Here is a 14,124-nt window from a genome sequence, read left to right as displayed (position 1 = left end):
CTGTTACGAAGGCAAATTTTCTCGTTCATACAGATCTCATTGACCTAAAGCGTTCTTAATCTGTTGCAGAGATTGTGGGTCTTCGATGGTAGTCAAATCACCTGCATCACGGCCTTCACAAACGGCTTGTATCGAACGACGTAAGAGTTTGCCGGAACGCGTTTTCGGTAACATCGCCACAAAATAGACCCGCGCAGGACGTGCCACCGCACCTAACTGTTTATCGACCACGGCCATCACTTCGGCTTCCAACGCTTTCGCTAACTCTGGTGATGCCGCACGCTCTGGATTTTTGATAATCGCAAACGCTACCGCGACCTGCCCTTTCAGCTTATCTTCAATCCCCACCACCGCGACTTCAGAAATCTGCGGATGACTGGAGATACTTTCTTCGATTTCACGAGTGCCGAGACGATGTCCAGCGACATTAATCACGTCATCGGTGCGTCCCAAAATGAAGAAATAGCCATCCTCATCACGTATGCCCCAATCGAAGGTGGAATACAGTTGATCATGCGCGAAGTTCGACCAGTAAGTCTGCACAAAACGCGCGTCGTCACCATAAATGGTTTGCATACAACCCGGAGGCAATGGGCCTTTAATCGCCACCACGCCTTTTTCATTTGGACCACAAACCGCACCTGTGGCTTCGTTAATAATCGTCACGTTATAGCCATACATCGCAATACCGGGACTGCCAAGTCGTGTGTCTTTATGTTCAACGCCACGCGCGACGGATAAGATCGGCCAACCAGTTTCGGTTTGCCAGTAATTGTCGATAATTGGTACGCCCAGTTCGGTCGCAATCCAATTCGATGTCGTTTCATCCAAAGGTTCACCAGCCAAATACAAAGCCTTGAGAGAAGAAAGATCGTATTTCTTCATCAATTCTACCGGATGTTTTTTCAAGACGCGTACTGCGGTCGGCGCTGAAAACATGCGCGACACTTTATATTTCTCAACGATACTCCACCACACACCAGCATCAGGGCGAATCGGTGTGCCTTCATACATGATGGTTGCCATGCCGGCGATCAACGGACCGTAGACAATATACGAGTGGCCTACGACCCAACCAATATCGGACGTCGCGAAATAGGTTTCTCCAGGATTGCCGCAGAAAATATTTTTCATGGACGAAGCCAAAGCAACCGCATAGCCACCTACATCACGTTGCACACCTTTGGGTTTACCTGTTGTACCAGAGGTGTAGAGTACATACGACATTTCATTCGATTCCAACCACGTTACTGGAACCTGGGCGTGCATATGCTGCTCACGCAATGCCGCGTAATCAACGTCACGATCGGCAACCATCATCGCATCGAGTCCACGATTCACTAACAAAACCTTTGCTGGCTTATGGTCGGCCAGTTGAATCGCTTCATCCAGCAAAGGTTTGTAAGGCACAGCTTTACCACCGCGCATCCCAGCATCAGCAGACACCACCAATACGGGTTTAGCATCATCAATACGTGTTGCTAAACTCTTAGAGGCAAAGCCACCGAACACCACGGAATGCACAGCACCGATGCGCGCACAGGCCAACATGGCAAATGCCGCTTCGGCAATCATGGGCATATAGATTAAAACTCTATCGCCCTTCTTGACGCCGAGATCCAACATGATTGCTGCCATGCGTTGTACTTCGGCATGCAGTTCAGCAAAGCTGTAGGTTTTCTCGGCATTGGTTTCAGTCGAAATGGCGATCAATGCCGCCTTATCCGACTGTGTCTCCAACCAACGATCAATCGCGTTATAACAAAGATTCGTTTCGCCACCGACAAACCATTTGGCGAATGGTGGTTTGCTGTGATCGAGCACTTGGCTATAGGGTTTATGCCAGCTGATGAGTTGGGCTTGTTGATCCCAGAAGCTGGCTGGGTCTTGAATTGAGGCTTGATAAAAATCTTGGTAGTTCATTTTGTCTCCAGTTTTTTATAGCGTTTTGGTTTGAATTCTGTTTGGCGTTTTATTGATTGTTATTCGTTTTATCTATTCGCCTTTTGTACTACATCAAAAGTTATCGTTCTCGTGATGTCTTTTTCGTCGGTACGATCCAATTTCTCGGTTAATCAGCTTGCTCTGGCCGGGTGTGGCCCGGCGGCCAGTTACCTTTTTTGCTTCGCCAAAAAAGGTAACCCAAAAAAGGCGACCACGCTGCCACTGGCCTTCGGCTTCCCAATTGTGCAGGACAAAAAATGGGAAAGCCTTGAAACTCGCCTTCGGCTCAAACAGCAAGGCTTTCTTTATCCATTTTCTGTCCTGCACAATTGGCAGTGTCAGAAGTGGGTGAAAGTCAAAAGCAACGACCTACAACTGCCATCAGAAAACCTGACTTCCGGCGATACTGATTGTTTTGGTGTTGCCGTTGATTTTGACCTACCCCCGTTTGAGACGATGTAATTTGTGCGTCACAGAAAATGGACAAGAAAGTGTTGTTGTCTGAGGTGCAGCAGGGGTTTCGAGGCGCATGCGCCTCGCATGCGGAACGGTGTTCGCTTGCAAGCGAACATTCCTGAGCACAGTTTCAACACTTTCCCATTTTTTGTGACGCACAAATTATGCTGAAGCGAAGCGTAAGCACCCGCAGGGCGAGTCTACGGTCGCCTTTCTTTTGCTTACCTTTTCTTTGGCGAAGCAAAGAAAAGTAAGTAGCTGTCGGGCTACCCCCGACCAACAGACCGTAAATCAACAGCAAAAGTCACTCAAAAACAATCGCCAGGCACCCGAACAAATCCCTCCATCAACACGCGAGCACTACGACTCATACTAGCCTTCTTCACCACCCACTCTCCATTCACTAACTGCGCCTCAGCCCCAACGCGCAAAGTGCCAGATGGATGGCCGAAACGAACTGCAGAGCGTTCTCCTCCGCCTGCTGCCAAACTAACTAAAGTGCCGGGAATCGCAGCAGCAGTGCCGATGGCAACAGCAGCAGTCCCCATCATCGCGTGATGCAATTTACCCATAGACATAGCACGCACACACAAATCAATTTCACTCGCATGAACCTGTTTCCCACTAGAAGAAACATAATCCAAAGGCTTAGAAACAAAGGCCACCTTCGGCGTATGTTGACGCTTCGCTGCTTCGTCAATGTGCTTGATCAAACCCATACGCACAGCGCCATAGGCACGAATAGTTTCGAACTTAGCCAAAGCGGCAGTGTCGCTGTTAATGACATCTTGCAATTCTGTACCGGTATAACCAATCTCTTCTGCGTTCACAAAAATCGTTGGAATCCCAGCGTTAATCATGGTCGCTTTTAAGGTACCGATGCCTGGCACTTCTAGATCATCGACAAGATTCCCCGTTGGGAACATAGAACCGCCAGCGCCCTCTTCTTCCGCAGCAGGATCCATAAACTCAAGTTGAACTTCAGCGGCCGGGAAGGTCACTCCATCAAGTTCGAAGTCGCCCGTTTCCTGCACTTCACCATTCGTCATCGGCACATGAGCAATAATCGTTTTACTGATATTTGCTTGCCAGATGCGCACAACAGCAATGCCGTTTTGCGGCACATTGTCAACCAAGCCCATGCTGATTGCGCAAGAACCAACTGCCGCGGATAAATTGCCGCAATTGCCGCTCCAATCAACAAACGCCTTATCGATAGCAACCTGTCCAAACAGATAATCAACATCGTGATCTGACTTCCTGCTCTTGGCTAACAAAACTGTTTTTGAAGTACTGGAAGTCGCACCACCCATGCCGTCAATTTGTTTGCCGTAAGGATCGGGGCTACCGATAACGCGCAACAATAAAGCATCACGCGCAGCACCTGGCTGCTGCGCTGTTTCTGGCAAGTCTTGCACGCGAAAGAACACACCTTTGCTGGTGCCACCACGCATATAGACGGCTGGGATTTTAATTTGGGCTGGGTGAGGCATGTTTTATTCCTATTTTTGGTTTTAAGTCCCCTCTCCCGCGAGCGGGAGAGGGTTAGGGTGAGGGTCGTTGAGGCACCGTAATACGTCTAAAAAACAAGTGAGCTGTTCACAAATGCCTTGATAACGATTTTCGAATACATTGATCAACCACCCTCATCCCAACCCTTCTCCCGCCTACGGGAGAAGGGCTTATTTCATCACTTACACATTCTTACTAGACTCCAAAAAGTCTTGAGCAAATCGCTGCAACACACCACCCGCTTCATAAATCGATACTTCTTCAGCAGTATCGAGACGGCAAGTAACAGGAACTTCAACACGTTCACCGTTTTTACGATGAATAACCAAAGTTAAAGTCGTGCGCGGTGTACATTCGCCAGTGACGTCATAGGTTTCTGTTCCATCTAGAGCTAAAGTCAAACGATTGACACCTGCTTTAAACTCAAGTGGCAACACACCCATCCCCAACAAATTGGTCCGATGAATCCGCTCAAAACCTTCCGCCACAATCACTTCCACGCCTGCCAATCGCACGCCTTTCGCTGCCCAGTCACGTGAAGAACCTTGACCGTAATCAGCACCTGCAATAATGATCAGCGGTTGTTTGCGTTCCATGTAAGTTTCGATGGCTTCCCACATGCGTGTCACTTTGCCTTCTGGTTCAATACGTGCCAAAGAGCCCGCTTTGACTTTGCCATCCGCGTCACGCACCATTTCATTCTTCAAGGTGGGATTTGCAAAAGTCGCACGTTGCGCAGTCAAATGATCACCGCGATGCGTTGCATATGAATTGAAATCCTCTTCCGGCAAGCCCATCTTGGCGAGATAAGCACCCGCCGCGCTATCAAGCATAATCGCGTTGGATGGTGATAAATGATCGGTCGTAATATTGTCACCTAACACCGCTAAAGGACGCATGCCTTTCATGGTGCGGACACCAGCTAAGGCGCCTTCCCAATACGGTGGACGACGAATGTACGTCGATGGTGCGCGCCAATCGTACAGAGGTGCCACGCTGGCTGCCTGTTCAGTGGAAATGGCGAACATCGGCTCGTAGACTTTGCGGAACATCTCAGGCTTCACACTAGACTTCACAATCGCATCGATCTCTTCATCAGTCGGCCAGATGTCTTTCAAGCGAATCTCTTTGCCATCGACGACAGTCAAGACATCTTTCTCAATGTCGAAACGAATTGTGCCAGCGATCGCATAAGCAACCACAAGTGGTGGCGAGGCGAGGAAAGCTTGTTTCGCATAAGGATGAATACGACCATCGAAATTACGGTTACCGGATAAAACGGCTGTCGCATATAAATCGCGATCAATAATTTCTTGCTGAATCACAGGATCAAGCGCACCCGACATGCCATTGCAGGATGTGCAAGCGTAAGCGACGACACCAAAGCCCAAGGCTTCCAGATCAGACATCAGGCCAGCTTCTTCCAGATACAAAGTCACGGCTTTGGATCCTGGCGCTAAGGATGATTTCACCCATGGCTTGCGAGTTAAACCAAGACGATTGGCATTGCGTGCCAGCAAACCAGCGGCGATCACGTTGCGTGGATTCGAGGTATTGGTACAACTAGTAATAGCAGCGATAATCACCGCACCATCTGGCATTTGGCCTGGCACGTCGTCCCAAGCAGCAGCAATACCTTTTGCCGCTAAATCACTGGTAGCGACACGTGCGTGAGGATTCGATGGACCCGCCATATTGCGTACGACCGATGACAAATCAAATTGCAATACGCGTTCGTATTCGGCTGTGACTAAAGAGTCGGACCACAAGCCAGCCACTTTTGCGTAGGTTTCGACCAAAGCCACTTGTGCATCTTCACGACCTGTCAATTTCAAATAATCGATGGTTTGCTGATCGATGCTGAACATCGCTGCCGTCGCGCCGTATTCAGGTGCCATATTCGAAATTGTCGCACGATCACCGAGCGTCAAGGCAGCGGCACCGCTACCGTAGAATTCCAGATAGGCGCCCACCACTTTGGATTTACGCAAAAATTCTGTGAGTGCTAACACGACGTCCGTTGCAGTGATACCGGGTTGTGGTTTGCCACTGAGCTCCACGCCGATAATATCCGGCAAACGCATCCACGATGCACGACCGAGCATGACGTTTTCAGCTTCCAATCCACCCACACCAATTGCGATGACGCCGAGCGCATCGACGTGCGGTGTGTGACTGTCGGTGCCAACTAAAGTATCAGGAAAAGCCACGCCATTTTGCGATTGGATCACGGGCGACATGCGCTCCAAATTAATCTGATGCATGATGCCATTACCGGGCGGAATGACTTCCATATTTTTGAACGCAAGCTTAGTCCAATTAATGAAGTGGAAGCGATCTTCATTGCGACGGTCTTCAATCGCACGATTTTTTTCGAACGCCTGAGGATCAAAGCCACCACATTCAACCGAAAGAGAATGATCGACAATCAATTGCACAGGAACCACCGGATTGACTTGTGCAGGGTCGCCACCTTGATCTGCAATCGCATCGCGCAAACCGGCCAAATCAACCAAGGCCGTTTGACCGAGAATATCGTGACACACAACACGAGCCGGAAACCATGGAAAATCCAAATCACGTTTGCGTTCGATAAACTGTTTTAAGGAATCAGTCAAAGTCGCTGGATCGCAACGACGTACCAAGTTTTCGGCTAATACACGCGAGGTGTATGGCAGCTTGGCGTATGCGCCTGCTTCGATGGCCTCAACGGCTTCGCGGGCGTCGAAGTAATCTAGTTGCGTACCTGGGAGGTTTTTACGAAATTGTGTGTTCATTTTTTGTCCATCTAAAATTTTTTATGCTTATTGAAGAAAAGATTTTTGCCGCAGAGGCACAGAGTGTTTTGATGTCACTCCTGCGCAGGGTATAGCAGGGAATTCAAGCAGCATGCTGCTTGCCTGCGTTACGATCACAGCATACAGGCGGTGATTCCCAAAGCGATAGCAGGAGTCCAGCGTCTTTCGTTAATCGTCCAAAGCCACTGGATTCCTGCCTACGCAGGAATGACAAAATTCCCAATTATTTGCGACCACTAGTACGTCACGCTTCAACACAAAAATCTCTGCGTTCTCTGCGGTGCAGCAGGGACTTTTAGCAGCGACGCTGCACTCCTGCGAAACGAAGCATTCTTGCAAGAATGCTTTCCTTTCTCTGCGTCTAAACTTTTAAACCCTATCCTTCAATGCCACAAACGCCAAATCCTCAGGCCCAACATAATTCGCACTCGGACGAATAATCTTGTTGTCGATACGTTGTTCAATAATATGTGCAGACCAGCCTGATGTACGTGCGATCACGAACAGTGGTGTGAACATCGCTGTTGGCACGCCCATCACGTGGTAAGACACAGCAGAGAACCAGTCCAAGTTTGGAAACATTTTTTTGATATCCCACATCACAGTTTCTAAACGTTCAGCGATGTCATACATCTTGGTTGAGCCAGCCTCGACCGACAATGTACGTGCAACTTCTTTGATGACTTTATTACGTGGGTCAGAAACCGTGTACACAGGGTGGCCAAAACCAATCACCACTTCTTTATTTTCAACGCGGCGCTTGATGTCTGCTTCTGCTTCGTCTGGGTTGTCATAACGTTTCTGGATTTCAAACGCCACTTCATTTGCACCGCCATGCTTAGGGCCACGCAAAGCACCGATTGCGCCTGTAATTGCGGAATGAATATCCGAACCAGTACCCGCAATCACGCGGCTAGTGAAAGTCGATGCATTGAATTCGTGTTCTGCGTACAAAATCAAAGACGTGTGCATCGCGCGAACCCAAGATGCTTTTGGTTTTTCGCCGTGCAATAAATGCAGGAAGTGGCCACCGATTGAATCATCATCGGTTTCAACCTCAATACGTTTGCCGTTATGACTGAAGTGGTACCAGTACAAAAGCATGGAGCCGAAAGACGCCATCAAGCGATCAGCGATATCACGTGCACCTGGGGTATTGTGATCATCTTTTTCTGGCAATGTGCAACCTAACACCGATGAGCCAGTACGCATCACGTCCATAGGATGTGAAGACGCTGGCAAGGCTTCTAAAGCCGCTTTCAAATTCGCTGGCAAACCGCGCAAGGATTTTAATTTTGCTTTATAAGCAGACAATTCAGCCGCCGTTGGCAACTTGCCGTGCACCAGTAAATGCGCGATTTCTTCAAATTCGCAATTGTCTGCCACATCCAAAATATCGTAACCGCGATAGTGCAAATCGTTACCTGTCTTACCTACGCTGCACAGCGCAGTATTACCGGCAGCAACGCCAGACAAAGCAACGGATTTTTTTGGTTTGAATGTTGGGTTTTCTTGTGTGGTCATGTTTTTTCTCCGAAAATTTGTTGAATCTATCTTGGGCCGATTACTTCGCTTTTTGCTGCGCAAATAAAGCGTCTAACTTCTGTTCGAAGTCGTGGTAGTTGATACGTTCGTACAGTTCCATACGTGTTTGCATAGTATCGACCACATTCTTTTGCGTGCCATCACGACGAATCGCGGTGTAGACATTTTCTGCCGCTTTGTTCATGGCGCGGAATGCGCTCAATGGATACAGCACCAGACCCACGTCAGCAGAAGCTAGCTCCTCCACTGAGTACAAAGGTGTGGAACCGAATTCAGTAATATTGGCGAGAATAGGCACCTTCACCGCATTGGCAAATTGTTTGTACATCGCCAGTTCCGTAATCGCTTCTGGGAAAATCATGTCTGCACCCGCTTCGACACATGCCAATGCGCGCTCGATTGCAGCTTCCAAGCCTTCCACCGCCAGCGCATCTGTCCGCGCCATGATCACGAAATTATCATCAGTACGCGCATCGACAGCAGCTTTCACGCGATCGACCATTTCTTGTTTGCTGACGATTTCTTTACCTGGGCGATGACCACAACGCTTAGCACCGACTTGATCTTCAATATGCATCGCAGCCGCGCCGAACTTGATCATAGACTTGACAGTACGCGCCACGTTGAAAGCGGAGGAACCAAAACCGGTATCGACGTCCACCAACAAAGGCAGATCACAGACGTCGGTAATACGGCGGACATCGGTTAAGACATCATCCAAATTGGAAATACCCAAATCTGGCAAACCTAAAGAACCAGCAGCAACGCCGCCACCGGACAAATAGATTGCTTTGAAACCTGCACGTTTTGCCAATAAAGCATGATTGGCGTTGATCGCACCGACCACTTGCAACGGTGATTCTTCTTGCATCGCCTTACGGAAAGCGGCACCTGCGGAATATTGAGACATGTTCTTTTCCTTTGAAGTTGGATGCAGTCACTATTGCAAAGCGCGTGCCAGTACGTCATTCCATCGAAAGAGAAAAATTCAGAAACTTTAAAAATCAAGCACTTAAGTTCAAATCAGCAGCATCAAACCTGAGTAGATTAGTGGGGTAAACGAGGAAAACACGTTGCACGCGAAACACAAATGAAACATAATTGAAACACCGTTCGAAACAAAAAGTGAAACACGAGTTGAAACACCACAAAAAATGCGGCAGTAAATCCCGAATCAAACTTCATACAACCTCAGCAAACCATCAATCTCATGAGCCGACGCCCCCCCGTCCCGCGTGACCCACAAGACAAACCGATTATTTGGACGGTGTCGATATCACGCCTTTTTGATTTATTTCGCGACATCATGGTCGAATATGATGCCAGCGCCGATATCGAGCCTATCCATCTAGGTTTCGAAGAAGCCGCACAAGTATTGCGCGAACGATTGCAAACAGAGCGTTGCGACGCCGTGATTGCAGCAGGATCCAATGGCGCCTACTTAAAGAACCGACTCCCGATTCCCGTCGTCATCGCCAAAGCCAGCGGCTTCGACGTAATGCAAGCCTTGGCGCGAGCACGTAAAGTGTCGCGTCAGATTGCCATCGTCACTTACCAGGAAACCATGCCGGAATTAGCAGACTTCAAAGCAACCTTTGGCTTTCAAGTCGAGCAAAGAACGTATGTGACCGAAGAAGACGCAAAAAGTCAGATCAGCGAGCTCAAAGCCATGGGCATACAGGCCATCGTCGGCGCTGGTTTGATTACCGATCTGGCGGAAGAAGCAGGCTTGACCGGCATTTTTATGTACTCCGCTGGCTCTATCCGTCAAGCCTTTGATGATGCGATTGAAATTTCCCGACTTACCCGATTGGAAGCTTCCAAAGGGCGTCAGCAACCTGTGGGGGAGTTACGGGCGAAACATGGTTTACAAGATTTGCGTGGCGACTCGCAACCCATGCAAGAAGTACGACAATCCATCATGCTCTATGCGCGCTCAACCGCCACGGTTTTACTCCAAGGTGAAACCGGCACTGGCAAAGAACTGGCTGCGCAAGCCATTCACAGAGAAAGTGCCCGCGCCAGACAAGCCTTTGTTGCGATTAACTGTGGCGCGATCGCTGAATCTCTTTTGGAATCAGAATTATTCGGCTATGAGGAAGGGGCATTTACTGGTTCACGCCGTGGCGGCCATGCTGGCTTGTTTGAGGCTGCTCATCGTGGCACTTTGTTTCTCGATGAAATTGGCGAAATGCCTTTGAATCTGCAAACACGATTACTACGTGTTTTAGAGGAGCGTGAAATCGTCAGAGTTGGCGGCATACGCCCGATTCCCATTGATGTGCGTATCATCAGCGCTACGCATTGTGACCTCGAACAACGTATACGGGAAGGACGTTTTCGCGCAGACCTGTTTTATCGCCTCGCAGTCTTACGTCTGCGCCTGCCTGCGCTACGCGACCGTCCGGAAGATTTGGTAGCGCTTGCCCAATGGAGTCTAAAACAAGCGAGTGCTGCAATCGGCAATCGCCCTCATCCTAATTTACATGCAGAAGTCAACCGCTGCTCTGAAGTATTTGCTAGCTATGCTTGGCCAGGCAATGTACGCGAGTTAAGAAATGTCATGGAGCGCGTTGCCTTACATTTATCGGCGACGCCTTTGCAAGCGATCACGCCAAGTTTCTTGATAAAACTCATTCCCGAAATGGAAACAACAAACCCACAAGCCTATTTGGAGCGCCCGACAAACGCCGTCGCCACCGATATCATGGTCAATTCTGACTCTGAGCCTTCCTTGCTTGAACTCTTAAAAAAATTCAACAATAATCGGGAAGCAGTTGCCCACTACCTTGGCATCAGCCGCACAACCTTATGGCGGCGACTGCGAATACTTTCACACGACCACAAAAAGAAACAATAAGTAACAAATCTAGCCACAGTTTTGTCGTTCAACAAAGTCGATTGCTTTGACAATAATAGGCATAAGGTAGAATATCGAATTTACCCAAGAGCATAAGCCAACAGGACGATTCCATGACAAGTAATACAGCAATAAAGAAGCTATTAATTGTTGACGATAGCAAAGTCTCTCGCATGATCATTCGAGCCAGAGTGCTAGATGTTTATCCAGACTGGGAAATTATTGAGGCCACCAACGGAACCGATGGCATTGCCGCAGCCCACGAGCACAAGCCAGATTTTTGTACCATGGATATTAATATGCCAGGGATATTGGGAACGGAAGCTGCCGAACGAATTTTGCAAGAACTGCCAAACATTCGGGTGGTCATATTTTCCGCCAATATCCAGGAAAGTTTTCAAGACCGTGCTTCAGCGATGGGGGCTATTTTTGTTGCAAAACCTATCACTGAAAAATCTATCGCAGAAGCTTTACGTTACTTTTTAGGATAATTGTGGATAGCCTAAGCGAACTCCATTTAGATGCACTCGGCGAGGTATTTAATGTCGGTGCAGGCCGAGCTGCCGCGAGCCTGAGTGAAATTGTCGGCGATGAAGTCAAGTTATCGGTTCCCTCTGTTGAGATCCGAAAATCATCCGAGGTCGATTCAGACCTGATGGCCTTGACGAGCTTAAAATTCGGCGTCGTCAGCCAAAATTTTTCGGGGCCATTTGAAGCCCAGGCACTTCTTTTGTTTACAGAAAGTCATGCCCTAGAAATCGTCCGCGATATGATGGGCTCACAAATGAGCATAGAGGAATTAGCTGAGTTTGAGCAAGAGGCCATGTGTGAACTTGGGAATATCATTCTCAACGCTTGTTTGTCGGCGATGGCAGACATGTTAACGATTTCCTTAAATAGTTCTTTGCCAGATTATAAAGTTGCATCTGCTGAAGATATTTTCAGAAGCTTGCGCAATTCAGAAGATCAGCCGTATATTTTAGTATTACACATTGATCTTTCAATTGAAAAACGCCATTCCGAAGGTCACCTGATTTTCTTGCTCAGCTCCATGTCTTTGCGTAGTTTAGTTAAGCAATTGGAACAGTTTTTGGGAAACATAGAATGAGTTCGGCACCACTTTATCAAGATAAGATTTTAGACACAATCAATCTAGGCTTGATCGTTGTCGATGCCCAAGAACAAATTCTGATGTGGAATGCGTGGCTAGAGAAACATACGGGCATTGCCGCTGAACAGGCCATCAATCAAAAGATAGCTGAGGTGTTTTCGACCGCACCAAGTGCGGCCTTTTTGTCTGCACTACGCAATACACTTAGCTACGGTCTGCCAGCTGTGTTGTCGAACGCCCTACATCGTTCTCCACTAGCGCTATACGCACCGGATGAAAATTTAAGTAATCCAGTAGCAATTCATCAATCGATCACGATCACACCATTAGATTTAGAAGATAGTAATCGTTGTTGTCTAATTCAAATAAGTGATTCAAGCACCTCAATTCGACGTGAAAAAATGTTGCGCTCGCATTCAGAAGTGCTGAAAAAAGATGCCACCACCGATAGCCTGACAGGACTGTACAACCGCCGCTTTTTTGATGAGCATTACAAAATTTCACTAGGTCAGGCCATTCGACAAAAACATCCACTGTCGATTTTCATGGTCGACATCGATTACTTTAAACAGTACAACGATTACTACGGCCATCCAGCCGGCGATAAAATTTTAATTCAGGTAGCGTCTGCCTTGAAGTCGCAAATTTCCAGATCTTCAGATATGTTGGCCAGATACGGCGGTGAAGAATTTGTATTAATTTTGCCAAATATGGCAGAAGATAATGCGATGCAATTTGCCGAAAAACTAATTGCATCAATTAGGCATTTATCTTTAGCGCATCTAAAGTCTAAAAGCGAAAAATTCATTAGCATCAGCATAGGTATCAGCACCTACGATCCGAACAAACACCGAGAGGCATCCGCCTTAGTCGATGCCGCTGACACTGCCTTATACAAAGCTAAGCAACAGGGACGAAATCAGGCCTGCTTTTTGGCTTTAGAAACACTACTGTCTCATCGGCTGCAAATACAACATCTTGGATAGTGCGTCTTGAACATGTGACCGCCGTCTTAGCACTACACCGAAGCGATGTCCTAATGATAGTCACGCAAAACGGCAGCTAAACTGCCGTCCTTTTTGCCGCGCGTAATCGCCTTGTCTATTTTTGCAATCACATCAATATACTTTCCTTGAGCACTAGCAAAATGGGTTGTGTCGAGAAATAAGGGATTCTCCGTGACATCAAAATGCACTCCTTTTAATTCCGGGTCATTAGACTCTTGCACCAACACACGGTTAAGATAATTTTCGACGTCTTTAGTATGCTCGAGGCCACGTATCGGCCACACCATCATATCACTGCGCTTAGCCATTAACTTCTTAAACCTGGCGATGATCGATGCGGAATCTTCCTGTACCGTAAAAATCACATTGCGAGCCTGATCAAACTCCATACCGTGACTAAAGCCACGCCCGATACTAACCACCTTACCCCGTAAATCTTCGGGCCGCTTGTATTTCGGTTTAGGCGAGCCATAGGTCACACCCCAAATTTTTTCTGTGACGAACGGCTGTGAAAAATGGTAAACACGGTTGCGTTCAGCTGAACGTGAAAACCCATAAATGATTCCTTTGCCATCCAAAGTTTCAATTTGTGCACGCTTCCAAGGCAAGATCACGGTCTCAAATTTCAATCCAGCCCGACGCTCAAAGTAGTCTAGGACTTCCATCATCTTGGGGTCTAAGGCGACTTGCTTGCCTTGCGGATCAAGATTTTCTTGAAGAAATAAGCGCACCGCTACCTTCTCAGCAGCTTGGAGTGTACCGAGCCCCATACCAAGAAGGATCACTAAAAGTAAGATAAAGCGGACAATTCTCATGTCAATTCGCACTAAGAAAATGAAACGTCCGGTATTGTAGTCGAATTCAATTTAAACCTAGCCTAAAAATTCTAGC

The 14,124-nt window shown here is 47.8% G+C and carries 11 protein-coding genes; 5 read left to right on the top strand and 6 right to left on the bottom strand.

Annotated elements, in window-relative coordinates; translation table 11 throughout:
• Nucleotides 1-36 precede the first annotated feature (36 nt).
• Nucleotides 37-1,923 (bottom strand): propionate--CoA ligase, encoded by a 1,887-nt coding sequence (locus H8K52_RS08705; RefSeq protein WP_186922505.1) that lies wholly within the window; start codon nucleotides 1,921-1,923, stop codon nucleotides 37-39.
• Nucleotides 1,924-1,953: 30 nt separating this feature from the next.
• Here H8K52_RS08705 and H8K52_RS08700 point away from each other — a divergent pair, with 30 nt between their 5' ends.
• Nucleotides 1,954-2,406, top strand: a complete 453-nt coding sequence (locus H8K52_RS08700) for a hypothetical protein (protein WP_186922504.1) — start codon at nucleotides 1,954-1,956, stop codon at nucleotides 2,404-2,406.
• 302 nt (nucleotides 2,407-2,708) lie between these two features.
• Here the strand turns inward: H8K52_RS08700 and prpF are convergent, their stop codons facing one another.
• From prpF to prpB, 4 genes are all read right to left on the bottom strand, one after another.
• The gene (prpF, locus tag H8K52_RS08695; protein ID WP_186922503.1) at nucleotides 2,709-3,893 is read right to left on the bottom strand and encodes a 2-methylaconitate cis-trans isomerase PrpF; all 1,185 of its coding nucleotides are present in this window, start codon (nucleotides 3,891-3,893) and stop codon (nucleotides 2,709-2,711) included.
• A 201-nt stretch (nucleotides 3,894-4,094) separates the two neighbouring features.
• On the bottom strand, nucleotides 4,095-6,689 hold the full coding sequence (acnD, locus tag H8K52_RS08690; RefSeq protein ID WP_186922502.1) for a Fe/S-dependent 2-methylisocitrate dehydratase AcnD: 2,595 nt from the start codon (nucleotides 6,687-6,689) through the stop codon (nucleotides 4,095-4,097).
• Between the two features lie 390 nt (nucleotides 6,690-7,079).
• The gene (prpC, locus tag H8K52_RS08685) at nucleotides 7,080-8,234 is read right to left on the bottom strand and encodes a bifunctional 2-methylcitrate synthase/citrate synthase (protein ID WP_186922501.1); all 1,155 of its coding nucleotides are present in this window, start codon (nucleotides 8,232-8,234) and stop codon (nucleotides 7,080-7,082) included.
• Nucleotides 8,235-8,274: 40 nt separating this feature from the next.
• A complete protein-coding gene (prpB, locus tag H8K52_RS08680; protein ID WP_186922500.1) occupies nucleotides 8,275-9,165 on the bottom strand; it encodes a methylisocitrate lyase in 891 nt (296 codons plus the stop codon).
• Between the two features lie 300 nt (nucleotides 9,166-9,465).
• Between prpB and prpR the strand changes: the two genes are divergently transcribed.
• The 4 genes from prpR (at nucleotide 9,466) to H8K52_RS08660 (ending at nucleotide 13,212) form a co-directional block, all read left to right on the top strand.
• The gene (gene prpR, locus H8K52_RS08675) at nucleotides 9,466-11,115 is read left to right on the top strand and encodes a propionate catabolism operon regulatory protein PrpR (protein WP_186922499.1); all 1,650 of its coding nucleotides are present in this window, start codon (nucleotides 9,466-9,468) and stop codon (nucleotides 11,113-11,115) included.
• 113 nt (nucleotides 11,116-11,228) lie between these two features.
• Nucleotides 11,229-11,606: a response regulator gene (locus H8K52_RS08670; RefSeq protein ID WP_186922498.1), complete on the top strand. Its 378-nt coding sequence runs from the start codon at nucleotides 11,229-11,231 to the stop codon at nucleotides 11,604-11,606.
• A 2-nt stretch (nucleotides 11,607-11,608) separates the two neighbouring features.
• Complete coding sequence (locus H8K52_RS08665) at nucleotides 11,609-12,223, top strand: chemotaxis protein CheC (RefSeq protein ID WP_186922497.1); 615 nt, start codon at nucleotides 11,609-11,611, stop codon at nucleotides 12,221-12,223.
• On the top strand, nucleotides 12,220-13,212 hold the full coding sequence (locus H8K52_RS08660) for a sensor domain-containing diguanylate cyclase (RefSeq protein ID WP_186922496.1): 993 nt from the start codon (nucleotides 12,220-12,222) through the stop codon (nucleotides 13,210-13,212). Before H8K52_RS08665 ends, H8K52_RS08660 begins: the two co-directional genes overlap by 4 nt.
• Before the next feature lie 50 nt (nucleotides 13,213-13,262).
• On the opposite strand, the gene H8K52_RS08655 is transcribed toward H8K52_RS08660, so the two are convergent.
• Complete coding sequence (locus H8K52_RS08655) at nucleotides 13,263-14,048, bottom strand: substrate-binding periplasmic protein (protein WP_186922495.1); 786 nt, start codon at nucleotides 14,046-14,048, stop codon at nucleotides 13,263-13,265.
• Nucleotides 14,049-14,124: the final 76 nt, after the last annotated feature.

Origin of the sequence: Affinundibacterium seohonense, from assembly GCF_014284305.1 — a bacterium.
Taxonomy (GTDB): Bacteria; Pseudomonadota; Gammaproteobacteria; order Burkholderiales; family Burkholderiaceae_D; genus Undibacterium; species Undibacterium seohonense.
This window is presented reverse-complemented; position numbering and strand designations above follow the sequence as displayed.